We start from the raw sequence: 25,300 nt of genomic DNA, 5'->3' as shown, positions 1-25,300 counted from the left end.
ACGAACTAGCTGAAAGTACTGGCTCATGAGCACAGCAAACGTACGAGAAGTTCGCCGGGCCCTCACCCGGGCGGAGAAGGGTGCGTCGCTTGATTTGGCGGAGGCTACTGCCCTTCTGGACGCCCGCGATGGGGAGTTGGAAAGGCTTTGCGTGGTTGCGGCACGGGTGCGTGACGCCGGCCTCCGCGAAGCAGGGCGTCCGAATACGATCACTTACTCTCCAAAGGTATTTATCCCGATCACAAGATTGTGCCGGGATCGCTGTCACTACTGCACGTTCGTAGAGACGCCTGACCAGGCTGCTCGCGAAGGCAGGGGACCCTACATGTCGCCAGACGAGATCGTCAAAGTGGCAAGGGAAGGTGCGCTAGCCGGATGCACCGAGGCCCTGTTCACCCTTGGCGACAGGCCGGAAGACCGATGGCCGGAAGCGGCGACGTGGCTGCATGAGCATGGCTACGATTCGACTCTCGATTATGTTCGGGCAATGGCGGTCAGAGTCCTCGAAGAGACAGGACTCCTGCCACACTTGAACCCGGGTGTAATGACGTGGGAAGAAATGGGTCGTTTGAAGCCCGTCAGCGCCTCGATGGGCATGATGCTGGAGACCACCTCCAAGCGGCTTTTCAGGACGAAAGGCGCCGCTCACTTCGGCTCACCCGACAAGGATCCAGAGTTGCGTTTGCGTGTTCTGGAGGACGCTGGACGCTTATCGGTTCCCTTTACAACAGGGCTGTTGGTAGGCATCGGCGAAACAACCGAGGAACGTGCCGAGACCATCTTTGCGCTGCGGAAGGTAGCCCGCGAGTATGCTCACATCCAAGAAGTCATTGTTCAAAACTTCAGGGCCAAACCAAAAACCGCTATGCACCTCGTGCCGGACCTCGGCATCGAGGAGTATCTTGCCGTGATAGCCGTAACGCGAATTCTCCTGGGGCCGAAAATGCGCGTTCAAGCCCCACCCAACTTGGTGGACGTCGACGAATGCACTCGACTACTGGCGGCCGGAGTCGACGACTGGGGTGGGGTCTCTCCAGTTACACCCGATCACGTGAACCCCGAACGCCCATGGCCTTCCCTCGATGTGCTTCGGCAAGTTACGCAGCAAGCGGGCTTCACACTTCGTGCCCGTCTGGCCGCGCAACCGGAATATGCCCTGACGGGCGAACCCTGGATCGATCCGAGGGTATCCAAGCATGTAAGCGCCCTGATGGATCACGAGGGCTTGGTGCACCGGTCAATCAGCAACGGAACAAGACGCCCCATCGGCATGCCATGGCAGGAACCCGACTTGACCTTCGAGGGTCTGGGCCGCACCGATCTCCATGCGACGGTGGACACCGAAGGGCGTCGGGCCGCTGTTCGCAGCGACTTCCAGAATGTCTACGGTGATTGGTCTGCTGTAGGAGAGCACGCGGCTTCTACCTCGTTGCCGAAGGCGCTTCAAGGGGCCAAACCACGGGTGAGCGGTGACGGCGTTGCTGCATTGCGGGCTGCTGAGGCTCATCCCGGGCAGCTGTCAGACGAGCATGCGCTGACGATGATGACCGCGGAAGGCGAGCTACTGGCTCAGGTGGTTAAACTGGCCGATGACCTGCGACGGGAGGTGGTTGGAGAGAACGTCACTTATGTGGTGAACCGGAACATCAACTTCACCAACGTCTGCTACGTCGGCTGCAGATTCTGTGCGTTCGCCCAACGCCGTACTGACCCGGATGCCTACTCATTGTCCCTCGAACAGGTGGCGGACAGGGCAGAAGAAGCTTGGAAGCTCGCGGCGACGGAAGTCTGCATGCAGGGCGGCATCGATCCGCAGCTGCCTGGCACGGCATATTTCGATCTTGCAAGGGCTGTAAAGCGCCGCGTGCCCGGCATGCACGTCCATGCGTTCAGTCCCATGGAGATCGTCAACGGAGCCAGCCGCACGGGGCTGTCCTTCCGCGAGTTCCTCATCCGCGCGAAGGAGGCCGGACTCGATTCCATCCCAGGAACTGCGGCCGAGATTTTGGATGACGATGTCCGATGGGTATTGACCAAAGGAAAGCTGCCCACAAGTACCTGGATCGACGTGATAACCACGGCCCACAAGGTAGGGATTCCGTCGTCGTCAACCATGATGTACGGTCACGTTGATCATCCCCGGCACTGGGTCCAGCATTTGCGCGTGCTTTCCCGGATACAGGATGAAACGGGCGGTTTCACAGAATTCGTCCCGCTTCCGTTTGTTCACAATTCCTCGCCGATTTACCTGGCTGGCATTGCCCGCCCAGGGCCAACCCCCCGCGACAACCTGGCAGTGCACGCCATGGCCAGGATCATGTTGCATGGCCGTATAGACAACATCCAAACATCATGGGTGAAGCTGGGAACCGCCGGCACGCAGGCGATGCTGAATGCTGGAGCAAACGACGTGGGCGGCACTCTTATGGAGGAAACAATTTCGAGGATGGCCGGTTCCGAGCACGGGTCTGCGAAAACCGTGGAGGAACTTGTTGCCATCGGTGCCGGCATCGGCCGTCCGGTGGTCGAACGCACAACTACGTACGGTTCTCGAGCCCCGCTGGCAGGAATTTCCTAAGCACGGAAGGCGTCAACCGAGCAGCTCGGCTAAGCGGAAGAGCACCGAGATCGTAGTCGTACTGCCCTAACACGAGGGGCCTCTGAGCCACAACGCTTGGGGGCCCCTCAGCAGTTTCGATCAGGCAAAGTAATGCCGGAAATGCATGCTTGCATAGAGGACTGGCCTCTACTGGCCGACTTCGTACTGCGTAAGCATGGAAACATGGAAGCTCTTGATGACAAGACAGCAGCGGCGAACCGGCCCGTAAAAACCGACAACCGACGCCGCACTTTGACGCTGCTGGCCCCTGGTCTCGGCGTGGCCGTCGGTGGTGCGGTTGTAGCAATCGGAATCACACTTTTAGTTCGGGGGCTTAGTCCGCTTCTCGTCGCGATCGCCATGGGATTGGCAGCCCGCAACCTCGGTCTGCTTCCCGAACGCCTCACCGCAGGACTCACAGTTGCCAGCAGGGTGCCGTTGAGACTCGGCATCGTCGTTCTGGGCCTGCAGCTGTCCCTTCACGACCTCGCCGGACTAGGTTGGGGAATCCCGATCCTGGCTGCCGTGGTAGTCGCCGGGGGCATCTTCGGCACCTTGGGGCTTGGCCGGATCCTCAAGGTTCCCACACGGCAGAGCCTCTTGGTCGCCTGCGGATTCTCGATCTGCGGCGCTGCCGCAGTCGCCGGAGTCCAAGGGGTTCTTGACGCGGACGAGGAAGAAACAGTCACTGCTGTTGCACTCGTGGTCCTGTTCGGCACCTTGATGATTCCAAGCATTCCGCTGCTTGCCGGACTCCTGGGCCTCCCCAGCGATGCCGCCGCAGTCTGGGCTGGTGCTTCCATTCATGAGGTGGCCCAAGTCGTGGCTGCGGGAGGGATCATCGGCGGTACTGCGCTGGCTACAGCAGTCACAGTCAAACTCGCCCGAGTCCTCATGCTCGCCCCGACGGTCGCGATTTTGTCTTGGCGTCAGCGGCGGTCGGGAGCCGTAGCCGGGAAGAAGCGTCCTCCGATTGTTCCTCTGTTCATGATCGGGTTCATGGTTATGGTCCTGCTCAGGAGCACGATGCCTGTGCCCACGGACGTACTAGCTGCCGCAACAACCATCCAAAGCTTCTTGCTTGCGACGGCGATGTTCGCGCTGGGTACAAGTGTCCGGTTGAAAACCCTGCTGAAGCGCGGTGGTCGCACACTCGCGTTGGCAGGAGGCTCCACTGCCATCGTCTGCGCCCTGGGCCTGGCAGGGGCTCTCATCATTACCTAAGCCGAATTCCGCGGCGCCGAAACAGCCATCAGTCTTGGCAGCCGGCCCAGATTCGCCTCCGTTTCAGCCCATTCCTCTTATACAGAAAGCAACAGGATGATCATCTCAGTCCCCAAAGAAGTCAAGAATAACGAGTTCCGTGTAGCTGTTACGGCAGCTGGAGTGCATGAGCTCACGGCAAACGGTCACGAAGTCCTCGTTCAAGAAGGTGCCGGTGAAGGATCCGGGATCACCGACCAGGAGTACCTCCTCGCCGGCGCGGAGATCGTCACTAACGTCGATGCCCTTTGGCTCCGAGCGAACATGGTGCTGAAAGTCAAGGAGCCAGTTGCTTCCGAATACCGTCATTTCCGGCAAGGGCTAACGCTTTTCACCTACCTGCACCTTGCCGCGGAGCCAGCCCTCACAGAAGCCCTCCTGTCTTCGGGTGTCACCGCAATTGCATATGAAACGGTCCAAGAGGGACGCTTCCTGCCGCTCTTGGCCCCCATGAGTGAAGTCGCTGGAAGGCTTGCCGTTCAGGTCGGCGCCAACTCCCTCATGGCACCGGCAGGCGGCAAAGGATCCTTGCTTGGTGGTGTACCAGGGGTTCGCCCCGCCAAAGTAACCGTCCTCGGCGCCGGGGTGGCCGGTACAAATGCCGCCGCAATGGCCATCGGGTTGGGCGCCCAAGTCACCATCCTCGACATCAACGTCGCCCGTCTGCGTGAATTGGACGCTCAATACGGCGGCCGCCTTCAGACAGTGGCCTCCAACAGCTACGAAATAGAACGCTCCGTCGTTGAATCCGACTTGGTCATCGGATCAGTCCTCGTTCCAGGGGCGAAGGCTCCCAAACTCGTCAGCAACGACCTCGTCTCCCGAATGAAGCCAGGCAGCGTCCTCGTCGACATCGCAGTCGATCAAGGGGGCTGCTTCGAAGACAGCCGACCCACAACGCACGAAACACCGACATTCTCCGTGCACAACTGCGTTTTCTACTGCGTGGCCAACATGCCTGGGGCTGTCCCGAACACATCTACCTATGCTCTGACGAATGTCACCCTACCTTATGCTCTTGCATTGGCGAACCATGGCGTTAGGGCGGCTTTGCAAAAGAACCCATCCCTGGCCGCGGGTCTCAATATTGCGGCGGGGAGGGTATGCCACAAGTCGGTGAGCGACGCCCACGGGCTTGAACTTGCATCATGGCAGGATCTAGTTCCTGCGTAAAAGGTTTCGAGGTTCCTTGCCTTGGACAGCCAAGGCAAGGAACCCGGGCTACGAGAAACGGGGCACGGAATGGCATTTCATCTGCAGACCGAGTGGTTTCCCCTCGTTGGTCAACATGTAGTGATTCGGCGCCATGGCCACATAGTGCGTCACGGCACGGTGGACGCCGTAACCCTGGACGATGGTGTGCTGTGGCTGAGCTCGGAAGGAACGGCACACCGGCAGCTGTTCGAGAGGTCCGCCGGCTTCGAGGTATGGATCGCCTATCGGTGGGAAAACGGGAGCGCAAAGGACATCGATTGGATCGAGAGCTCTTGGCATAGCTCTAGTGAGTAGCCAGGTCGTGGCCTCATGGGAATCTTCGGTATCTGGTGTCTTTGGTTCCAGAGGAGTAGCGTCCGTTCCTAGAAGCGAAAGCGACAGGAGTTATTCGAACCATCATTGATGGTGGCTCCGTGCGTTGCCTTGGAGGAGCCAACGATGGCTGGCTGGAATTCCGATACTGGGGCCGGTCCTTTAGGCCCCGGGACGGTCACCTTGGTGGAGGGATCCTCTTTCTGCATTTCGTTACGCAACGGCGACTTCCGAAGCGATGATCCACACGGACTTTTCGTCCAAGACACGCGGATTCTTTCCGGCTGGCAACTCACGGTGGACGGCCAGCAGCTTGAACCGCTTGCGGCAGAAACGAAGGAGCCGTACCGTGCCCTGTTTGTAGGCCGTATCACACGATCGGACAAATATGCAGATAGCCCACTGGTTGTTGAGCGATTACGTGAAGTTGGCGCAGGACTGCAAGAGCAGATCATCATTTATAACCACTCAATGGACGTGGCTGAATGCACGGTTGTTCTGAGAATTCATGCGGACTTTGCAGATCTTTTTGAAGTAAAAGAGGCGCGGATTCATCGTCGCTGGAATGAGACCCGCCGGGTAGACGCTCAAACGCTGACCATAACGGCTGCCTGGCAGAACGTTCAGAAAAGCATCGTCGTGGAGGCTCCGGGAGGGGACGTCTTGCCCGACGCTATTGCGTACTCGGCAACGGTGCCGTCGCACGGTAGCTGGAGTACGACGCTGACGGTCGTGCAGGTCAATGAGAGTTCGGGCCAGGAGTCGCCCTTCCTTCATCCCGATGAGAACGGGTTGTCGCCGCGTGACCAGCGTCGGCGGGAGTGGGTTGCAAAGATCCCGGTGCTCCAGATGGGAAACCGATCCATCGAACGCACGTTGCGTCGCAGCTACGATGACCTGGGTGCTCTTCGAATTGAGGACCCAAACCACCCGGATCGAGTCGTGGTCGCCGCCGGGGCGCCGTGGTTCATGACCCTCTTCGGCCGTGACTCGCTTTGGGCATCGGAGATGGCGCTGCCGGTGGACCCGTCCTTGGCCCTAGGGACCCTGCAAACGCTTGCCGAGCGTCAGGGTGCCGTCGTAGATCCGGTGACCGAGGAGGAACCGGGAAAGATTCTGCATGAAGTCAGGCTCGACATCTCCAGTCAACTCTCCCTTAGCGGGAAACCGGCGTACTACGGGAGTGTCGATGCGACACCTCTATTTGTAATGCTTCTCGGAGCAGTCAGCCGGTGGGGCTTTGCCAAGGACACCATTGCCGCGCTGATTCCGCACGCAGACCGAGCGCTCGACTGGATTCGGTATTACGGGGACAAAGACGGTGATGGGTTTGTAGAATACGAGCGGCTCAATCCCCGGGGTCTGATCAATCAAGGTTGGAAGGACTCCTGGGATGGCATAAATTTCGCTGATGGCTCCCTGCCAGAACCTCCGATAGCGTTGTGTGAGGTTCAAGGCTATGTCTACACCGCGTTGATGGCACGAGCGTGGATGGCCTACGACGCCGGCGAAGTGCCCTTGGGTGATGAGCTAACAGATGAGGCCTCAAGACTCAAGAAGAAGTTCAATGAGCAATTTTGGATTCCGGAGCGGGGCTACTATGCGGTGGCTCTGGACGGTAAGAAGCGCCAGGTGGACGCATGCGCCTCGAACATGGGTCATTGTTTGTGGCTCGGCATCGTTGATGATGACAAGGCCCGGCTGGTGGCCGAACATCTGATGTCGCCTCAGATGTTTAGTGGTTGGGGCGTGCGAACGCTGGCCAGTGATATGGGGGCCTTTAATCCAGTCAGCTATCACAACGGGTCCGTTTGGCCGCATGACAATGCGATTATTGCCGCGGGGCTTTTGCGCTATGGGTTTGTTGAGGAGGCTCAGCGGATCTCAACAGCGCTGTTGGAGGCCGCGGAATTTTCCGAAGGACGGCTGCCTGAGCTTTTCTGTGGCTTTAGCCGCGATCGCCTGGTTGCCCCGGTGCCGTATCCCACGGCCTGTTCACCTCAAGCGTGGGCTGCGACAACTCCGATTCTTCTCGTCACCAGCCTGATGCGATACGACACGCATGTCTCTCGCGGCGGGCTCTGGATGGACCCCGTTCTTCCGGCCTCCTACGGGGACCTGCACATCACGAATGCCCCGTTGGCCGGAGGTCGCATCACCATAGACATTGTCGATTCCATCCCAACTGTGCACGGTCTCCCGGAAGGGATGGCACTGAACCGGGGCCACAGGCCGTGGATGACTGAGCTCGTTGAAGAGGCAAGACTGCGCAGGGAGTTCTAGTCATGTCCCGCTACGGGCACCCAAGAACAGAGGATAAGTCTTTGGTACGAGCCGCGCTGGGGTCAACACGCTGACGTCCGACGAACTGAAGAAGGGCCTTGCCGAGGTCGAACATCGGAGACGTGTGGCCGCTTGGTAGACGTCGCGCCACGTACGAGTCCGGCAAGAGAGCCGCGTCTGCAGTAGATGCTACGGCCACGGCTCTCCTATCGGGCCCAAGCTTGCTACGTGATGGCTGGTGTTGCGACCAAGTAGCCGCTTCCGTTCAAGGCTGCAATGGCTTTGGTCAGACTCTCGTCTCTGAGCAGTAGCAGGTCACTGTCGAACGTAGAAAGGACAAATACGGGAAGCCCGGCGGCCGCGACGGCTGAGGTGATCCCCGCTACAACGCCCGTAAGGTCAAAAGGAATAGGCCCTTCCACGTATAGGACTCGCCAGGCAGACTCCGTTCGGCCTCCCGCGGGTACTGCAGCAGTGCTGCAGACCAGTGAGGTTTCCAGATGGGTGGTCGTCAGGGAGTAGATGTCGGAGGGACCGCTAAGGGGAGGGACCTGAGTCTTCGGCTCGAACCGGCAAATCGAGTAGTCACCGTCAAGTAGAACCAGGCTAATGGAATGAGCCGTGTCGTTTGATGGGCGAAGGGGCTTTGAGTTCATGGACTAATGTCCTCACTGCAGCGGAAGGCGTCTGAGAATGGGAGCGCCACGTTAATCGCAGATACCATTCTCGCATACAGCGGTTGCTGGCCCATCGTCTGTTGGGTTTCTAGGAATAGGAGAGCGGCCGCCAAAATAATGCTCATACCAACTGTGATCTTCCCTTTCGGCGTGTGCGTTCCTGAGTTCGGTGGTCAACTGAGGCTGACAGCGTCCTGCCAGTCCATTTTGGTAGCTACGTGTCCACGCCATTCACGCAGCGCTTTGGCTGCCCCGACGGCGACTACCCCTGTCAGCGTCCTGCCTGTTCTGTAGATAGCGATCATGCGTCCCTCATCCAGATTTCCCTCGATGATCTTCACTTCATCATGACCGCGAAGGTAGCCGTGGGCCTGGATCTTCACCTCGAACTGGTCCGACCAGAAATAGGGCACGGGAGCATATGCGGCGGTGTCCCCGTCAAGGATGCGCTCCGCCACATGGATGGCCTGATCGGTGGCGTTAGTTCTGTGTTCGATCCGCATCGACACATCGAACAGGGGGTTGTGCCACCTTGCGACGTCTCCCACAGCGTAGATTCCTTCCTCCGCCGAACAATCGGAGCCGCAGTCGACGCCGTCGGTCAAGGAGAGAGTGCTTGACCGTAACCAGTCCACGGCAGGTTCGGAACCAATCGCAAGGATCACGAGGTCAGCCTGCACGAACTCCCCGGACCGAAATTCGACACCAGTGACCTGTCCGTCCTGGACCCGCAACTGGTGAACCGTTGCGGCGGGGCCGGTGATCAACTGGATTCCCCTGGATATGTGCAACCTGGCTACCTGTTCTCCGATGGCCGCGCCCAAGGAACTTTCCAACAATGCTGATGCTTTGCCTGCCAGCACGACCTCAGCGCCCAGAGTTAATGCCACGGCGGCGATCTCTGTCCCCAGAAATCCACCTCCGACAACCACAACCCTTTTGGCGCCCCTAATGGCCGCCTGCACAGCAAGTGCCTCGTCGAGTGTTCGAAGGGTATACACGCCGCCAACTGAGTTCCAGCTGGGCAATCGTCGGGCTGATACTCCTGTGGCGATGATGAGGCGCTCATAGTCCGTCTGCGTCCCGTCGGCTAATGTCACCGTCCGGGTTCTGGTGTCCAGGGCGGTAGCCCCGACTCCAAATCGTTCCGTCACGTCCAGGTCCTTAAGGTGGTTACTGGCTCTGAGAGCAACGTCAGAGGCCAGCAGTTCGCCTTTGAGGAGCTGTTTGGACAGGGGCGGACGGTCGTAGGGGGCGTGTTTCTCCGCACCAATCAGCTCAATCGGCCCCGCATGGCCGCGTGCTCTGAGTGCTTCAGCCGCGCTGACGCCACCGGCGGACGCACCCACTATGACTACTTTGGCGTCCATGCCGCCGGAGCGGCTCATGGTTGAACGTTGGTGATGACGGCTGCCGGGCAGCGCGTCGCAGCATCCTGGATTCGCTGTGCCTGCTCCCGAGGCGGGTTCGGGTCCAAGATAACAATGATGCCGTCGTCGTCATTCTGGTCAAACACCTCAGGAGCTGCGAGGGCACAAACTCCGGCGCCTACGCATTTGTCCACGTTGATGTCGAATTTCACGCGATGACCTCATCCCAATCGATCATTAGTTTCTTGATTCCATAAACGAGCATGTCGTTCTTGAAGGGGATTTCCCCCTGCAGGGTAACAACCCTGAGTCCTCGGAGACGACGGAAAAGCTCGGGGAGTGCGATGCGCAGCTCCAGCCTCGCGAGGTGTTGCCCCAGGCATTGATGAGGGCCGTATCCAAAGCCGAGGTGCGCTGAATGACGTTCGAGATCCAACTGGTCTGCGTCGTCGAGGAATCGAGGATCCCGGTTGGCCGATTCGAGGACGACGGCCACATGGTCGCCGGCATTGATTTTCTGGCCGCCGATGGTCACGTCCTTGACGGCTTTGCGTAGGACTCCATTGTGGATGATGCTCAGGTACCGGATGAGTTCGTCGATGCCGGTGTCAAGAACGGCAGTGTCCTGGAGTTTGGCGGCCTGTTCGGGGTTTTTGAGCAAGGCGTACGTGCTGAGAGTAATCATGTTCGCCGTCGTGTCATGGCCTGCCGCCAGCAGGAGCAGGGCGATTCCTTGCAGTTCCTGGGCGTCCATTGGACGTTCGGTCGGTTCGCCGATCAACCTGCTGAGCAGGTCGTCGCCGGGTTCATCCATCTTCGACTGAACCAAGCGGACGAAGAATCCTGCACTTTCCATCGCCGCTGCTTGGCGTTCTTCCAAACTTAGGGTCAGGTCAACTTGGGAGGCCGTCGCGCGTTCGAATTCGTCCCGCTGTTCCTCCGGGACTCCCAAAATTTCGCTGATGACCAGCGCAGGCACCGGTAGCCCGAATTCTCGGTAGAGGTCTACCGGGCCTTTGCGTTCGGCCAGACTGTCAATATGTTCCTTCACCAGACGGCGAATGTAGGGCTCAAGCTTGGCCACTCGTTTGACCATGAATTCGCGGGCAAGACGGAGGCGAAGCCGGGAATGAGAGTCGCCGTCATGTCTGAGCATCACGCCGGGAGGCGGAGGAGCCCCCAGGTTGTCTTTGTCCCCCATGAGATGTGAAGAGCTCGCATCGATGTTGCTGAACGTTTCAGCATCAGCCAGAACAGTCCTTGCGTCCTCGTAGCCGCTGACAATCCATACGTCGAAGCCCGCAGGCGTGCTCACTTTGAGCACCGGGGCCTCTGTGCGGATGGTCTCGTAGCGGGGGTCCGGATCGAACGGGCAGCGATTCGTTGGCAGCGCCGGGATCGGCTCAAGTGGTGATTTGGTGTCTGTACTCATAGTCCCTGCTTTTGTTTAACGCCGATTGGCTACGGCACTGGAGAGTTCTGAACTCGTTGTACCAATCCTTTGCCGAAGGAGGTCAGGGCACATCCGGCGGTGGCAGTACATCGTGTACTGCAGTGGCGGTACGGCCCTCCTCACCACCGGTGCCGCCTGATTCGGTGCCAATTAGTCTTCCGCCCCCGAGCTGGAGTTCGGTCCGGTATGGTCCGGATGTCCAGACGAATGTATAGGCTAGGGCGCTTTGTCCGGGATTTTCGGTGGCCGCCGCGCGTCGGTGCCGAGCTGTGGGCTTGGCCGGATCAGGAGCCGGTGTTACGTACCGCCGGTCCGACTGAGAGAAGTCCGGCTGGGTTTGTGGGTGCTGGGGCATGAGTTCCTTCGTGGCACGGGGGGTCCTTACGAGGATGGATTCACTTTCACTTCGTGGACCCGACCGGAAGCCCGGGGTGCGACGCCGTCCAACAGAATTTGAAAGTGTGGGGGCGCCAGGCGGAGTTGACCCTTCATAAAGCGCACCAGACGACGTCAGAACGTCCTATGCACCAAATCATGTGTGGTGCCCCGGGTACGGTCTTTCGCCGGTTCGGCGCGTCGGGTGCCTGCCTCCGCTGATTGGAGACGCTGTTCGTCAGGGTCTGAATGGTCCGCTTGGCCTGTGGTGCGTGGTCGGGGAGAGTTTACGAAAGCTCTGCCATATTCGTGACATGGCTATGGCGTTCATGGATCTGGCCGCATGGGACTGTGATATCCACTGCCACGTTGTACTCCGTCCAGCTTTGTCGGGTTACTGAGATACCTGTCCGCTGTCTCAGGGCTTCTGGAATGAGTTCCTGGACGGCTTCACTAAGGGCCGTGTCGCGGCCCTGCGCATCTTTGACTATCACTGCTCGTTGCAATGGGTAGGAGCGAGTCATTTGCCCTCCGGCTGTAGAGATGGTGCGGCCGCTCGGTCTGGGCATTTTCTTGAGACCAGAAATCGGCAGGCTAACGCCTTCCAGTGAAACACGGGCATTGTCACGCGTCAACCCGTGACGTCTATGCATTTTGTGCGCTCTCCAATAGACTGTTGTCACGCGTCAATGCAATTTTCTGATGTGGCGGGTCGACGAATGGGGAATGGATGACCAGCAGTGCTGATGTGGCGACGCGTGCGGGTGTATCGCGCTCGACGGTGAGTCAGATTTTAAATGGCCGCGGCCACCTGTTCACAGAGGAGACCGTAGCGCTCGTTCGGCATACCGCCGAGGCCATGGGGTACAGGCCATCCTTGGCCGGGCGCACCCTCGCACGTGGAAAAAGTGACATCGTCATCACATTGATCCCTGACGTCACCTTTGGTCCTCCGCTCCGGGAATTTGTGGACCTCCTAACTGACGGTTTGGCGAAGGCCGGGCTTACCAACCTTCTCCGGCTGGCCTCCTCCGGGAACACCCTTCAGGACGCAATCGTGGGATTGCGACCCCATGCAGTCGTCGCCATGGCGCAGCTCAGTGATGAGGAAACATCGCGACTTAAGCGCCAGGGTGTACACGTCATGGGCTTCTTTCCGACTGCGCAGGCAGCCGTGGACCGAGAAATAGGCCACTTGCAGGCCGCGCATCTGATGGAACAGGGTTATGACCAGATCATTGCTGTCCGCCCAGTGGACAAGCGGGAGAAATACAGTGCGCCGCATCGGGTAAATGGCGTGACCGAGTTCGGGGGCCGAAATGACATGATTGTCCTTCCTACCCTGGAAATTGGCTTAACCAGCCACGAAGCGCTGGCCGCGTTGCACTCCTTGCCCGCCGGGAGGGTGGGGCTGGCGTGCTACAACGACGACGTTGCCCTTGCGATGGTGGGGGCGGCCCAGCGGCGTGGCTTCGGGGTCCCAGACGATGTCGGTGTCATCGGGGTCGACAATTCTGCCGTGGCCTTGGCCTCCACTCCAACCATTTCGACGATTGACATCAACAATGAGGTGAACGTCCGCGAACTGATTGGCTATATCCTCTCCGGCGAACAACTGGAAGTGGAGGCGGAGTCGATAAGTCAGCACATCAGCGGCCTGAAGGTGATTGCCCGCGAGACCACGGGGGCCTGAACAGACGTGGTCTACTGCGAACACGGTAGATCGCTACCCGCAACCAGAGGATGTCCAGACCTGACCGAATGGTGAGTATTGGAAGCAGCGGTTCGTTTCGGACCAATTTCATTCTCCACAGTTAGGACACCATGGCTTTGTTTCTCGCCCGAATAGGAAGGCTGGCAGGCCGCCACCGGATCGCGACGATCGCTGCCTGGTTGGCGGTACTAGTCGGCGTAGGGACGGTCGCCTTAGGCGGCATGAAGTTCAGCGAAGGTACTTTCGATGTCCCTGGTACCGAATCCAGCAAGGCCATGAATCTGCTGAAACAGCATTTTCCGACCGACCCACAACAGGGCTCCGGAAGCCTTCAGTTGGTCGTACAGGCACCGTTAGGTGAACTGATCACCGCACCGGCCCCGAGCTCCAAAATGGGTCAGGCCATCCAACACCTTCGCGTCTTGCCCAACATCGAGAGGGTTGTGGATCCACTGGATCCTCAGCACCCGTATATCTCCGCTGACAGAAGCACAGCGGTCGTGCAGCTCACCCTCTCGGGCATTTCCGAGATTGATCGCGAAGCCATCCAGGAACGCGTCGAGGACGTAGCCAGTTCACTCCGCGAAGACGGGTTGACCGCAGAAGTGGGCGGATCCCTCGCTCCCGGAGTGCCCGAGATACTTGGTCCGTCTGAAATTGTCGGTGCAGGACTGGCGTTTGTAGTCCTGGTACTTACCTTCGGTTCCCTTGTGGCGGCCGGAGCCAACATGCTCAGTGCATTGGTTGGCGTGGCGACAGGTATTCTTGGCATTCTCGCGTTCTCTGCTCTGAGCCCCATCGGAAGCGTCACGCCCATCCTCGCCGTCATGCTGGGACTGGCCGTTGGCATTGACTACTGCTTGTTCATTCTTGCTCGCTTTCGTTCCGAACTACGGGACGGGTATGAGGTTGAGGTTGCTATCGGCAGGGCCACCGGAACCGCAGGGTCGTCGGTGGTGTTCGCCGGAGCGACGGTGATAATCGCATTGGCTGGCTTGTCAGTCGTCGGCATACCCTTCATCGCCGAGATGGGTGTTGCAGCAGCTTTCGCCGTGGCAGTAGCTGTCCTGATGTCCCTGACGCTGTTGCCTGCTCTGATGGCGTTCATGGGCCGCCGGGCTCTGCCTAAGCGTGAACGGCAGCAGCGCGTGAATTCAACCGCGCAGGGTACTTCCCGTAGCGGGAAGGGATTCCTCGTTGGCTGGGCGCGGCTTGTCGTTCGTCGACGCCTTCTATCCCTGTGCGGGGGTGCCCTTGTGCTGGCAGTTGTCGCAATCCCGCTGCTATCCATGAAGACAACTCTGGCTGTGCCCGGAGGAGAAGATCCGAAATCAACCCAGCGGGCGGCCTACCAGATGGTCAGCGACAAATTCGGGGCCGGTGCTCAGGATCCTCTTGTCGTCCTTGTCGAGTCGGCCAACGGCCGCGTGGAGACAAAGATGCCCGAGGTGCAGGAGTTTCTGGGCCGTCTCAACAACGTGGCGGCAGTCCTGCCTGCCGGGACCTCGTCCAGCGGGGACGCCGCAATTGTGTCCGTGATCGCCAAAAGCGGTGCCCTTGACGAGCGGACGACTGAACTCGTGAAGGACATCCGGTCCAAAGGGCAGGGCCTTCCCGGAATCATGCTATCTGTAACCGGAGCTACCGCCATTGGTCTGGACTCAGACGCCCAACTCCGGCAGGCGCTCGGGCTGTACGTAGCCCTGATCGTCGGGCTCTCGCTGATCCTGATGGTCATTCTGTTCCGTTCATTGCTGGTTCCCGTTGTCGCCACTGCAGGTTTCTTGCTCTCGCTTGGGGCAGGGCTGGGCGCTACGACAGCAGTCTTCCAATGGGGCTGGCTGGATGCGGTGGTGAATGCGCCCCAGGGGAACCCTCTCTTGAGCCTGTTGCCGATCATAGTCACCGGTATTTTGTTCGGCCTCGCGATGGACTATCAAGTGTTCCTTGTATCGCGGATTCACGAGGCCTATAACAAGGGGCTCAGCCCCCGGGAGGCGATCGTCAGCGGCTTCTCGAAATCAGCGATGATTGTGGTCGCAGCGGCAGCCATTATGGCTGCAGTTTTCGGTGGCTTCGCGCTCAGCAATTCATCGCTGGTCGGCTCGATCGCCTTGGGACTTGCCGTCGGCGTCCTGGCCGATGCGTTCATCGTACGAATGATCATTGTGCCCGCTGCGCTGGCACTTCTGGGTGACGCTGCATGGTGGCTGCCGGAATTCCTCAAGCGGCGCCTGCCCGCTGTGGACGTCGAGGGCCACGCGCTGGACGAAACTAAGCAGCGAGGGGGCCTTCTGAAGCTAGGCGAGACCGCCCCGGAGACCAAGGATGACGTGCTGTCGGGAAGTCGAGGCTAGGTGAGTCACGCCCTTCAGCCGGGTTCCCGGTGGGAGATTGCCCTGGACGTTGCGGTCGTAGCCGCCCTCGTTTCGGAGCTGTCCACCGCGCTGACCACCGGCAAGTTTGAGGGGCTGGCGGTGATGGCCATTATGGTCATTGCCGCCCTCGCCCGGCGAAGAATGCCCGCTGCTGCGACCGTGGCTGCCATCGGGGGAAGCGGTCTTGCCGCGGTTCTGCCTGAGTCTGCAGTACCGGTCTGGGTAGTTGCGCAAGTCTGCATTTTTTCGCTAACGCTTCGTCGGCAAGGTGCTATTTCGGTGGCTTTGCCGATTATCCATGCGTCAACTCTCTATGTAGCAGGTCTTGTCGCTCTGCATCTGCTGGCGTTCGAGCCTTTGTCGTTCGGCCTGCCACTTTGGACAGCGGCCGCGGCGTCTGCCGGTTATGCCCTTCGCTCTCAGAAAGCAACCATTGCTGCACTGCACGAGATGGTCCGTGTCACGGCGGAGGCGAAAGACAGCGAAATTCAGAGGACCCTTGGTGAGGAAAGGATTCGTATCGCCAGGGACCTGCACGACGCAGTGGCGCACAATATAGCCGTCATCAACGTCCACGCCGGCGCCGCGGAGAAGGCGATGAGAATTGACAGCCATCGGGCCATCGAATCGCTTGAGCAGGTGAGAATGGCGAGCAGGGCCGTGCTTCAAGAGTTGCAGGACATTCTCCTGATACTTCGTTCGCCCGGTCAACTCGATGACATTGGTCCGATGCCTACGGTTGAAGGCATTCCGGCGCTGCTCGAATCCGGCAAAGAACTGGGCTTGGAGATCGATAGCCATCTTGATGAGCTACCGGGCTTGGACGCGGCAACGGAAGCAGCGTTGTACCGCGTGGTGCAGGAAGCCCTCACTAATGCACACCGCTACGGCGACGGCCGTGCCCGACTTGTGCTTGAAGCGCAAGCTCGTTCCGTGTCTCTGAGCATCACCAACGGGTACACCCGCACAAAGGAGTCCACGCGTAGCGGCCATGGACTCATAGGCATGCGGGAAAGAGTGGAGTCGGCCGGCGGCGAACTCCGGTTGGACGACCACGACGAAACGTTCCGTGTCCACGTCACGCTGCCGATCAAATCAGGTAGGGAGAAACAATGACCACGGCAATTATCGTCGATGACCAGTCCATGATCAGGGCCGGGCTGAGGGGGATTCTCGAAAACTCAGGCATCCGCATTCTCGGGGAGGCCGGGAATGGCCAGGACGGCGTTCGCATGGCGAGGGCACTTCGGCCCGATGTGGTTCTCATGGATCTTCGCATGCCCGTTGTGGACGGAATCGCAGCGACCAGGGACATCCGCGCAGATGCCGAGCTGGCGGGCATCAGCGTTCTCGTATTGACGACCTTCGACGGCGACAGGGACGTGATAGCTGCTCTCGAGGCTGGCGCATCAGGCTTCCTGGGCAAAGCGGCAAGCCCTGATGAACTGGTTGAAGCGGTAGAGCGGGCGGCGTCCGGGATCACCACACTGTCGGCAACAGCGGCGGGCGCTGCTGTTCGCCACATTTCAGCCTCTGCCAGCGCCCCGAAGCAAACTCCCGATCCTCACCTTGTCGCATCGATCAAAGAACTAACGCCGAGGGAGCTGGACATGGTGGCGGCCGCCGCAACCGGAATGGACAACATCGCGATTGCCCGAGCACTCCATATTTCCCCCTTGACGGTGAAGACCCACCTGAACAGGGCGATGGCTAAACTCGGTGCCAGGGACCGAGGACAATTGGTGGCAGTAGCCTATAAAACGGGCATAGCCAGAGGCATATGAGAGCGGTCGGGACGGACCATACGCAGCGTCTGTCCGGCGTCACTTCGAACCATCCTCTGCGGACCACTTCAGAGCTTCACTACAGCAGAACGCCGGCACCCGCTCACGACCTGTGAGCGACTGCAGGCGTTCTGTCGTTTGTCTGGCACCCGTTACTTGGCAGGGGAGGGCGATACTGCCTTAGCCGCGGCGGAGCGCCTAGTAAGTGAGTCTGGGGGAGGACCTACTTGACGCCTCAAGGACAAGTGGGCGGATGAGGTTGACCCATGCTCGATAGCCCTCTCCGTTGAGGTGGAGGTTGTCCTTGGAGAACCCTGGATTGAGCGTTCCCGCATCGGTTGCCAACACCTGCCAGAGATCAATGAAGCGACAACTCGGCGTGGCAGCCCCGCACAGCGCTTCCAGCCTTTGGTTGAGTTCCAGAAGCTCTTCTCGCCGGGATGCTGTCCGCGGCATTACACTTTGCACGAAGACGACACATTCCGGGGAACGCTCACGAATGCCTTGAAGGATGTCCCGGACATTGCGCACGATCACATCGGTCGTCAAACCCCGCGTGAGGTCATTAGTGCCAATGAGGAGAAAGACGGCACGTGGTTCGTTGATCGCAGTGTCCAACCGATCCAAGACCTGAGCCGACGTTTCACCACCAATGCCTCTATTCAGAACCTGTACGCTCGGAAACCACTCCTCCCACAATCCGCCCTCACTGATGCTGTCGCCCAGGAAGACAACACGGCCTGGCTCGACTCCGAGCGCAGCAAATTGCGTGCGGCGATGCTCCTGTTGGGGACGCATTAAAGGGTCGAAGATGGAACTTACCCGGCCGGCTAGGATACGTTTCGCACCCGCCATCCAGCCGTTCACGACGTCGCTTCCTGGATCGGAGCGGGGCTGGCTACGGGAGCAGTCCACGTTTTCGGGTCCTTTGTCCCGCATGGAGCTTTTGAAAAGACAGGCAACAGGCCTCCAAAATAGGTTCGACAGGAGCTGCAGTGACGGATCCTTAGCGTGATCCCAACACTCTGGAATGGCCCACTTGGCGAGGGGTCCGCGGATCCCACGGCGAGACGCAGTTGATCTCATAGAACATTCTTCTATTGCTCGACTGATAGCTTCTCGCGTTCGTTAACGCGTGTCAATGGATCAGCGGTTGGTCCCGTAACAAACGTGAAATCGCTTTGATACGACAGCGGATCGCCCGGACTGCAGGGTGCAAAATCGCAGCCCACCTAGGCGTAGCGCAATGCGTGGGTCAGGCCTTGTTTGAAGGAGTCTTCCTGTACTCTGGAGCTGACGATTGTTGCGCGTCAAAGCTTCGCTAAGCTTGGAAGTCTAAGCAGAACGGGAAGGGGGCCCTGGTGACAAGTAGTGCCGATGTCGCATTGCGCGCAGGTGTTTCCCGGTCGACGGTGAGTCAGATTCTGAACGGCCGAGAGCATCTGTTTACCGAGGAAACTGTGGCCCGGGTAAGGGAGACAGCGCAGAGCATGGGCTACCGACCATCACTGGCCGGGCGGACACTAGCCCGCGGGAGAAGTGACATCGTCATTACGCTTATCCCTGACATAACGTTTGGTCCGCCGGTTCGGGAGTTCGTCGATCTACTGACTGAAGGACTGGCAAAGGTGGGTCTCACAAACCTTCTTCGGCTCTCATCCTCAGAGCAAACCCTTCAGGATGCGATTGTCGGTCTTCGTCCGCATGCCATCGTGGCAATGGCTCATTTGAGCCCCGAAGAAGCATCCCGCCTGACGGATCAGGGAATCCAAGTCATCGGGCAGTCCCAGGCTGTACAAATCGCTGCTGACAAAGCCATTGGCCGTCTACAGGCCGGGCACCTCCAAGCACAGGGGTATTCGAGGATTGTGGCCGTACGGCCGCGTTCCAAACGGGAGCAAATTAACGCGCCACATCGCGAAGCCGGTGTACTTGAATATTGCCGCCTGCACAACCTTGACGTTCTGCCTACCCTGGAAATCGATTTAAGCAGCGAGGAAGCCGTTAAGGCTGTGCGCTCTTTGCCCTCAGGCAGAGTAGGCCTGGCGTGCTACAACGATGAGGTCGCGCTGGCCATGATGGGGGCTTGCCGCCATCTAGGGTTGAGCGTTCCCGGCGCTGTGGGAGTTATCGGTGTCGATAACTCTGTCATTGCCCGCGCCTCTACGCCAACGATCACGTCAGTGAACATGAACCTGGAGCTAAACGTACGCGAGCTGATCAGCCATATCGTTTCGGGGCAAGACTTGCAGGTCCCGGATGGGGCAATGGATGAGTATCTTCGAGGGCTCGAAATCGTGCCTGGAGAGACCACGGGTAGCTAAAGGACCAGCGGGTGTATAGGTCAGGGCCACAAGAAAAGATGAGACCACGTGGGAATAAGTCGTCAGAAGCAGCCCTCTAACTCACCGGCCGAATAGGTCTTGGACGGTTGCCGCCCTACGGTCTGGGGGCACCAAGAAACGTAGCGATTTTAACCAGCTACCACTGCGCCAAGGGCGCAAACGGGGGCGGGAACCGATCGTGCAAAGATACACAAACAGGTGCCCGCCCCGTTCGGCCTGGTTCAGGCAGAACCAGGCTCGGAAGCGTACTGGGCCTTGGCGACCAGATCATCAACAACAGAATCCGAAATTTGGCCCTGACTGTAGTACGCCACCTGCTTTAGAGTCATGCCCATCGCCGAGGCAAGCATGTCTTCGTCCACACCGCCCATCATGGCACGCAACAAGTCCCCGCCGACTGGGTGGTCAAGCCAATCTCGGATAGTGCTTTCGGCAGTCACGGGGAGCACCGGCGCGCGCTCTGAACTGAGGGTCGCAGCGATCTGAGCTGCAAATTCCTCGTATTCGCCGATCTCCACCGACACCGTGCTGAAGAGGTCCCGATCCGGTCCAGGAAAATGCTCATTCCCAGTCAACATGACCTTGGTTTGCAGGGGGGTGTTAGCCGAGGACGCACCAACGTAGAAGCGGATCATCCCCGGCTCGACCACCCAGCCGTCTTCGGAGTCCCAGAGAGCGAACATGCTCGCCGGAACGTCGACGCTGATCTTCGCGGCAGCGCCTGGGACGAGGGCGATCCGGCGGAAGCCCGCCAGGATCCGGCCGCGCCGGGCCGTGCGTCCGATGACGTCGCGGCCATACACCTGTACGACTTCTTCTCCCGCAGTATCACCCACGTTCGTCACCGTGAACGTGAGCTGGATCGTTGAGTCCGTTGCTACCTCCTGGGATGACACCACTAGATCCCGGTAACGGAATTCCGTGTAGCTGAGCCCGTGTCCGAAGGGGAACACCGCCGCGGTGGCGCTATCGAAGTAGGAACTCTGCTGGAGGGTACGCCAGTAGGGCAGGGGTGCGGCGGCGGCTGACTGAAGCATCGCCATCGGCAAGCGTCCGGCCGGATTCACGTCGCCGAAAATCACGGATGCAACAGCGTTCCCGGCTTCCTCGCCGCCGAAAAACGACGTGAGAATCGCAGGCACCGATTGGGTCATCCAGCCCAGCGCGTAGGGGCGGCCGTGGCTGAGCACGACGACCGTAGGGGTGCCGGTAGCAATTACTGCTTCAACCATTTCGCGCTGAACTCCGGGAAGGGCGCAATCGGTGCTGTCGAGCCCTTCGCCTACAGTGCCGTAGGACCCAATCCCTGCCTGGTCGCCGACCACCAGCACAGCCACGTCTGCTGATTGTGCTGCAGCGACTGCAGCGTCAAAACCCGAACGGTCTTCTGCTGCAACGGGACAGCCGCGTTCATAAAGAACATTGGTATCGGCGCCGGCGCGGCGCCTAATACCTTCGAGAAAGGTTACAACCGGCACCGATTTTACGAGGAGCTCGGCGCCGTCCGCGCCGGCAGCAGCTGCCTCGGAATTGTTGAGGCGGGCTTGGGGATCGGCGGCCAGGGCGAACCGCTTCGTCATGCTGTCGAGCACTTGGTAGCTATAGTTTCCAAGCTGTCCCATGGCCCGGTCAGCGTTGGGCCCAATGACGGCGATAGTGCCGCCCTTTTGGCGAAGGGGGAGCAGGGGTGTCCCGTTGACGGGCTTATTCTGCAGCAGGACGACCGCTTTCTCGGCGAGCTTACGGGCAAGTGCCCGTTCCTGGTCGGTATCAAGGGTCTCGGGCACCTCGTCCAGGTTTGCATACGGCTGCTCGAAGAGTCCGAGACGGAATTTTGCGCGCAGTACGCTAGCGACCGCCCGGTCGAGATCTGCCTCTGCCAGCACTCCGGTCCTAACGGCCTCAGCAATGTGGTCAGAGTTCACGGCATTGTCCAGGTCAAGGTCTACGCCCGCCCGAAGAGCCTGCGCGAACGCTTCGGCGTTGTTGGCAGCCGTGCCATGTTTGGTGTAGAGCTGGGAGACGGCATTCAAGTCGGACGTTATGAGTCCGTCGAATCCATAGTCCGTGCGCAGCAGATCCGTCAGGTACTTTTTTGAGCCAGTGACAGGAACGCCGTCAAGGGTGTTGTAGGCAGGCATGACACCTTTTGCCCCGCCGGTCCTGATAGCCATTTCGAAGGGGACACCGTGCACTTCCCGAAGTTCGTTCTGGCCAATTTGTGCCGGGTCGGTGTTTCGTCCACCGTCGCTGGCGCCGTATCCGATGAAGTGTTTCAATGTCGCGATAACGGGCGCGTGATCGGTCGTGTCCTGAAGACCCCGGACAAAGGCCGTTGCCATGGAACCTACGAGATAGGGTTCTTCCCCATAGGTTTCTTCTACACGCCCCCACCTAGGGTCCCGGGCCACATCCGCCAAAGGGGAGAGAGCCTGTCGGACCCCCATTCGGGTCATCTGCAAACCTATGGCACGTGACATTTCTTCAATCAGCTCGGGCTCCCAGGTAGCGGCTTGGGCAATCGCATCCGGGTAGGTTGTAGCGTCCTGTACTTTCAGCCCGATGAGTGCTTCCTCGGCAAGCAGCACGGGGATGCCCAAACGGGTGTCTTCCACGTGCTTTCGCTGCAGCTCGTTTCCCTTTTCTGCCGCCTCACGGGGCGGAAGGCCCAGTGTCGAGAGCGCAGCAGTTGCGCTTCCCCACCCCGTGGGCGGTGGATTGTGCACGTCGACGGCTGAGCCGAAAGGCGACGCGGTCTGGGCAGCTTTCTCTTCGAGGGTCATTCTGCCGAGAAGGTCCTGTATCCGTTCCTCGACGGGCAGGGCAGGATTTCGGTAGGGATGATCTTCGGAAGTCATTGCGTTCTCTTTCACGGTGTATTGGTGGTTGCTGGGAGTTAGATTGCGTTCGCTTTTGCCACAGATCCCAGGAAAGCCAAGCTCGGTTTGGGAGTGCGTTCAAAGGTTTCGCGGTTGACGGAAACAAGACCAAACGTCGGAGCCCAGCGGCCCCATTCGAAGTTGTCGAGCAGGCTCCAGTGGATGTAACCGCGGATGTCGGCCCCTTCTTCGATTACGTCCTGCAGGTGGCCTAGTGCCTCGGTGGTGTAGGCAATCCGTCGTTCATCGTCGGCAGTGGCAATGCCATTCTCGGTGACGACAATTGGGGTGTCAGGCAGCATCTCGCGAGTGTGACGCAGGGCGATGCCCAGGGCGTCCGGGCGGTATGCCCACCCCATGATGGTGTTGTCCTGGTGCTCCGGATGACGGACGATTCCATTTGCATCGATGGGTTGGCTTGTGTACGACTGAACGCCAATAAAGTCATCACCCCGGGCTGCTTCAAGGTACATGTCCTCAAAGATGTGCTGGATTTCAGCGTGCTTGTCCTGAGCGCCCGGAGCCGCCGTGAATGCTTGGTTCGCTACGGTCCAACCGACCTTTGCGGTGGTTCTGCTGCGGACTATTTTCGCGGCGACGCGGTGCGCAGCAATGAGTGCTTGGCCAACTGCAGGGTTAGGAAGGTAGCTTCGGTTCGGATCATAGGGTTCACCAGCGGCGAGACTGAGCTGAATGCCGTGGTTGATGGCAACGACGTTCGGCTCATTGATGGTGCAAACCCACTCGACGCCGTCCAAGATCGTGCAGACCTGCTCTACGTAGCGGGCGAAGAGGTCCACTGCATCTTCCGCGAGCCATCGTTCGGTATCAAACCACAAGGGGTGAGTGAAGTGGTGGAGTGTCACAACGGGCTTGAGGCCCAGACTCAGGCACGTATCAATCATTCGCCGGTAATGAGCCAACTCCGCGCGGGAAAACTTCCCCCGGCTTGGCTCTACCCGGGCCCACTCGATGCTGAACCGGTAGGTGTTGAACCCGGCATCCGCCAGAAGCTGCATGTCCTCCTCGTACCGGTGATAGCTGTCGAGTGCATCTCCGCTGAATTCCACGCCGTAGTCCGCAGCATCGTGCTCGAACTTCCACGCGTCGCTGTTGATGTTGTTCCCCTCCACCTGGTGAGCTGCCGTAGCGGCACCCCAGAGAAAGTCGTTAGGGAATTTTCGAGTCAATTGAGTGGCTCCTTGCGGTAGTTATAACTGTGATGTGCTTGTCCGTGCTATCCGGGCGGGTAGGGAAGTTACCGTACGCCTCGGATTCTCCAGGTCGTGACTGCGGTTCCGACTGCCAGAATGGCACCGGTAATAAAGAGTGCCGGGTAGTTACCACCACCACCAACAGCAATGATGACTGGTGCGATGATGGGCGCCAGGGCGCCGGGAATTCCGGAGGAGAGGTAGTAGATGCTCATGTATTTGCCGGCTTTTTCGGGTTCCGGCAGCACGTCTGTTGCCATGGCGAGGTCTACCGAAGTGAAGGCTCCGGTGCCTGCAGACAGCAGGACGCCACCGACGATGAAGAGCGTAATGTCAGGCGCAATTGAAACCGTGATGAGTCCGGCCGCGATGAGTGTCGAAGCCAGGTAGATGAATGGCTTGCGCCGCTTCAGGCGGTCGGAGAGGAAGCCACCGAACACAGCAAAGCCCATCATGGCAAGCAAACTGATGCCACCTGCTGCTGCGAGGCTTTGCCCGGCCTGTTCGGGAGTGAAACCGAGCCGGTCAAGCAGGAAGTAGAAGGAAAATGTGCTGAAAAAGCTGAAACCGAATTGGAGGAGGAACTTTCCGAGGAAAACCAGAGCGAAGTCGGCGTGCTCACGGGGGTTGAACCAGAAGCTCTTGAAGACATCACTGACCGCTAGGCGGGGAGTGCCGGCAGGGGCGGGTTTGTCCCTGATTACAAAGATAAAGAGCAGCACTCCGACGGCGAACACCAACGGGGGGAGCATGAAGAGCAGCATGATATTTCCAGTCAGGAAGCTGCCAATGAGGCTGGCCCCGACACCTGCGAACGAGGCGGCCACACCGCCGAGCGCCCCGACCTTGCCCCGCTGGGCGGAAGGTACACGCTCGGCCAGCACAGGGTTGAATCCGGCACTGATCACGGCCACGGCAAGCTGGCAGATCGACCAACCGACGATCATCAGAGGAACAGTGGGAACAACGGCGACCGCCAGGGCGCCTGCCGTTGCCAGAAGAAGCCCTCCGATAATCCAGGGCCGCCTCCTGCCCCAGGCAAGTCTCGTGCCATCGCTGAGGACGCCGGCGATAGGTCCGAGGACCAAACCAATGATGCCACCCAGACCGATGACCAATCCCAGGCTTGTGTCTTTGCCAGCTGGATCGATGAGTTGGACTTTGTAAGCAAGGCTGAACAGTGCTGGCATCAGCATCACGAGGTTCAGCCCGAAGTACGCAAACATGTACGTCGCTATGAACCCGGCGCCAACGCGCGGAATATTTTCAGGCTCCGGATCCTGCGTGGGCGTTAGGGAGGACGAGCCATGAACTGTATCTCTGTGCAGTGCATGTTCTGCAACGGCCTCCGCCGCATCAGGCAACGCCTGCGCCGGGGAGAGGTCGGGTAGTGAAGGTTGTGTTGTCATGGTGACTCCATTGGCATCCGGTAACAGATG

At 59.4% G+C, this 25,300-nt stretch carries 18 protein-coding genes; 10 read left to right on the top strand and 8 right to left on the bottom strand.

Annotated features, from left to right (window positions below; all coding sequences use genetic code 11):
• Nucleotides 1-25 precede the first annotated feature (25 nt).
• From AC1DD5_RS20420 to AC1DD5_RS20400, 5 genes are all read left to right on the top strand, one after another.
• Nucleotides 26-2,578: a bifunctional FO biosynthesis protein CofGH gene (locus tag AC1DD5_RS20420; RefSeq protein WP_477522597.1), complete on the top strand. Its 2,553-nt coding sequence runs from the start codon at nucleotides 26-28 to the stop codon at nucleotides 2,576-2,578.
• A gap of 204 nt (nucleotides 2,579-2,782) precedes the next feature.
• A complete protein-coding gene (locus AC1DD5_RS20415) occupies nucleotides 2,783-3,823 on the top strand; it encodes a YeiH family protein (protein WP_477522596.1) in 1,041 nt (346 codons plus the stop codon).
• Nucleotides 3,824-3,919: 96 nt separating this feature from the next.
• Nucleotides 3,920-5,035 (top strand): alanine dehydrogenase, encoded by a 1,116-nt coding sequence (gene ald / locus AC1DD5_RS20410; RefSeq protein WP_477522595.1) that lies wholly within the window; start codon nucleotides 3,920-3,922, stop codon nucleotides 5,033-5,035.
• Between the two features lie 69 nt (nucleotides 5,036-5,104).
• The gene (locus tag AC1DD5_RS20405; RefSeq protein ID WP_477522594.1) at nucleotides 5,105-5,371 is read left to right on the top strand and encodes a hypothetical protein; all 267 of its coding nucleotides are present in this window, start codon (nucleotides 5,105-5,107) and stop codon (nucleotides 5,369-5,371) included.
• Between the two features lie 144 nt (nucleotides 5,372-5,515).
• A complete protein-coding gene (locus AC1DD5_RS20400; protein ID WP_477522593.1) occupies nucleotides 5,516-7,672 on the top strand; it encodes an amylo-alpha-1,6-glucosidase in 2,157 nt (718 codons plus the stop codon).
• A gap of 224 nt (nucleotides 7,673-7,896) precedes the next feature.
• Here the strand turns inward: AC1DD5_RS20400 and AC1DD5_RS20395 are convergent, their stop codons facing one another.
• The 4 genes from AC1DD5_RS20395 to AC1DD5_RS20380 all read right to left on the bottom strand — a co-directional run bounded on the left by AC1DD5_RS20395 (nucleotide 7,897) and on the right by AC1DD5_RS20380 (nucleotide 11,151).
• Nucleotides 7,897-8,328, bottom strand: a complete 432-nt coding sequence (locus AC1DD5_RS20395; protein ID WP_477522592.1) for an ACT domain-containing protein — start codon at nucleotides 8,326-8,328, stop codon at nucleotides 7,897-7,899.
• Between the two features lie 194 nt (nucleotides 8,329-8,522).
• Entirely contained in the window at nucleotides 8,523-9,737 is a 1,215-nt protein-coding gene (locus AC1DD5_RS20390; protein WP_477522591.1) for an NAD(P)/FAD-dependent oxidoreductase, read from the bottom strand.
• Entirely contained in the window at nucleotides 9,734-9,931 is a 198-nt protein-coding gene (locus AC1DD5_RS20385) for a ferredoxin (protein ID WP_477522590.1), read from the bottom strand. The genes AC1DD5_RS20390 and AC1DD5_RS20385 overlap by 4 nt, the downstream gene beginning before the upstream one ends.
• Nucleotides 9,928-11,151 (bottom strand): cytochrome P450, encoded by a 1,224-nt coding sequence (locus tag AC1DD5_RS20380; protein WP_477522589.1) that lies wholly within the window; start codon nucleotides 11,149-11,151, stop codon nucleotides 9,928-9,930. The genes AC1DD5_RS20385 and AC1DD5_RS20380 overlap by 4 nt, the downstream gene beginning before the upstream one ends.
• A 1,126-nt stretch (nucleotides 11,152-12,277) precedes the next feature.
• Between AC1DD5_RS20380 and AC1DD5_RS20375 the strand changes: the two genes are divergently transcribed.
• The 4 genes from AC1DD5_RS20375 to AC1DD5_RS20360 all read left to right on the top strand — a co-directional run bounded on the left by AC1DD5_RS20375 (nucleotide 12,278) and on the right by AC1DD5_RS20360 (nucleotide 17,423).
• Nucleotides 12,278-13,240 (top strand): LacI family DNA-binding transcriptional regulator, encoded by a 963-nt coding sequence (locus AC1DD5_RS20375; protein ID WP_477522588.1) that lies wholly within the window; start codon nucleotides 12,278-12,280, stop codon nucleotides 13,238-13,240.
• A 131-nt stretch (nucleotides 13,241-13,371) separates the two neighbouring features.
• Nucleotides 13,372-15,618, top strand: coding sequence for an MMPL family transporter (locus AC1DD5_RS20370; RefSeq protein ID WP_477522587.1), 2,247 nt, complete (start codon nucleotides 13,372-13,374; stop codon nucleotides 15,616-15,618).
• Nucleotides 15,619-16,755: a sensor histidine kinase gene (locus tag AC1DD5_RS20365; RefSeq protein WP_477522586.1), complete on the top strand. Its 1,137-nt coding sequence runs from the start codon at nucleotides 15,619-15,621 to the stop codon at nucleotides 16,753-16,755.
• Entirely contained in the window at nucleotides 16,752-17,423 is a 672-nt protein-coding gene (locus AC1DD5_RS20360) for a response regulator (protein ID WP_477522585.1), read from the top strand. Before AC1DD5_RS20365 ends, AC1DD5_RS20360 begins: the two co-directional genes overlap by 4 nt.
• Nucleotides 17,424-17,621: 198 nt before the next feature.
• On the opposite strand, the gene AC1DD5_RS20355 is transcribed toward AC1DD5_RS20360, so the two are convergent.
• Entirely contained in the window at nucleotides 17,622-18,221 is a 600-nt protein-coding gene (locus AC1DD5_RS20355) for a GDSL-type esterase/lipase family protein (RefSeq protein ID WP_477522584.1), read from the bottom strand.
• Nucleotides 18,222-18,784: 563 nt separating this feature from the next.
• Here AC1DD5_RS20355 and AC1DD5_RS20350 point away from each other — a divergent pair.
• A complete protein-coding gene (locus tag AC1DD5_RS20350; RefSeq protein WP_416416379.1) occupies nucleotides 18,785-19,747 on the top strand; it encodes a LacI family DNA-binding transcriptional regulator in 963 nt (320 codons plus the stop codon).
• A gap of 242 nt (nucleotides 19,748-19,989) precedes the next feature.
• Here AC1DD5_RS20350 and AC1DD5_RS20345 read toward each other — a convergent pair whose 3' ends face one another.
• The 3 genes from AC1DD5_RS20345 to AC1DD5_RS20335 form a co-directional block, all read right to left on the bottom strand.
• Complete coding sequence (locus AC1DD5_RS20345) at nucleotides 19,990-22,626, bottom strand: glycoside hydrolase family 3 N-terminal domain-containing protein (RefSeq protein ID WP_477522583.1); 2,637 nt, start codon at nucleotides 22,624-22,626, stop codon at nucleotides 19,990-19,992.
• Nucleotides 22,627-22,664: 38 nt separating this feature from the next.
• Nucleotides 22,665-23,837, bottom strand: coding sequence for a glycoside hydrolase family 1 protein (locus AC1DD5_RS20340; RefSeq protein ID WP_416416377.1), 1,173 nt, complete (start codon nucleotides 23,835-23,837; stop codon nucleotides 22,665-22,667).
• Between the two features lie 68 nt (nucleotides 23,838-23,905).
• Nucleotides 23,906-25,270 carry an MFS transporter gene (locus AC1DD5_RS20335; protein ID WP_477522582.1) on the bottom strand — a complete coding sequence of 455 codons (1,365 nt, stop codon included), beginning with the start codon at nucleotides 25,268-25,270 and terminating at the stop codon, nucleotides 23,906-23,908.
• Nucleotides 25,271-25,300: the final 30 nt, after the last annotated feature.

Source organism: Paenarthrobacter sp. 10L420 (assembly GCF_056395385.1).
This window is presented reverse-complemented; position numbering and strand designations above follow the sequence as displayed.

What these genes read in the sequence shown, in the direction of transcription:
- AC1DD5_RS20405 (WP_477522594.1), top strand. Translation starts at nt 5,105, where the DNA reads ATGGCATTTCATCTGCAGACCGAGTGGTTTCCCCTCGTTGGTCAACAT.
- AC1DD5_RS20335 (WP_477522582.1), bottom strand. Translation starts at nt 25,270, where the DNA reads ATGACAACACAACCTTCACTACCCGACCTCTCCCCGGCGCAGGCGTTG.
- AC1DD5_RS20375 (WP_477522588.1), top strand. Translation starts at nt 12,278, where the DNA reads ATGACCAGCAGTGCTGATGTGGCGACGCGTGCGGGTGTATCGCGCTCG.
- AC1DD5_RS20400 (WP_477522593.1), top strand. Translation starts at nt 5,516, where the DNA reads ATGGCTGGCTGGAATTCCGATACTGGGGCCGGTCCTTTAGGCCCCGGG.
- ald (WP_477522595.1), top strand. Translation starts at nt 3,920, where the DNA reads ATGATCATCTCAGTCCCCAAAGAAGTCAAGAATAACGAGTTCCGTGTA.
- AC1DD5_RS20395 (WP_477522592.1), bottom strand. Translation starts at nt 8,328, where the DNA reads ATGAACTCAAAGCCCCTTCGCCCATCAAACGACACGGCTCATTCCATT.
- AC1DD5_RS20360 (WP_477522585.1), top strand. Translation starts at nt 16,752, where the DNA reads ATGACCACGGCAATTATCGTCGATGACCAGTCCATGATCAGGGCCGGG.
- AC1DD5_RS20355 (WP_477522584.1), bottom strand. Translation starts at nt 18,221, where the DNA reads ATGCGTCCCCAACAGGAGCATCGCCGCACGCAATTTGCTGCGCTCGGA.
- AC1DD5_RS20370 (WP_477522587.1), top strand. Translation starts at nt 13,372, where the DNA reads ATGGCTTTGTTTCTCGCCCGAATAGGAAGGCTGGCAGGCCGCCACCGG.
- AC1DD5_RS20390 (WP_477522591.1), bottom strand. Translation starts at nt 9,737, where the DNA reads ATGAGCCGCTCCGGCGGCATGGACGCCAAAGTAGTCATAGTGGGTGCG.
- AC1DD5_RS20345 (WP_477522583.1), bottom strand. Translation starts at nt 22,626, where the DNA reads ATGACTTCCGAAGATCATCCCTACCGAAATCCTGCCCTGCCCGTCGAG.
- AC1DD5_RS20420 (WP_477522597.1), top strand. Translation starts at nt 26, where the DNA reads ATGAGCACAGCAAACGTACGAGAAGTTCGCCGGGCCCTCACCCGGGCG.
- AC1DD5_RS20415 (WP_477522596.1), top strand. Translation starts at nt 2,783, where the DNA reads ATGGAAGCTCTTGATGACAAGACAGCAGCGGCGAACCGGCCCGTAAAA.
- AC1DD5_RS20380 (WP_477522589.1), bottom strand. Translation starts at nt 11,151, where the DNA reads ATGAGTACAGACACCAAATCACCACTTGAGCCGATCCCGGCGCTGCCA.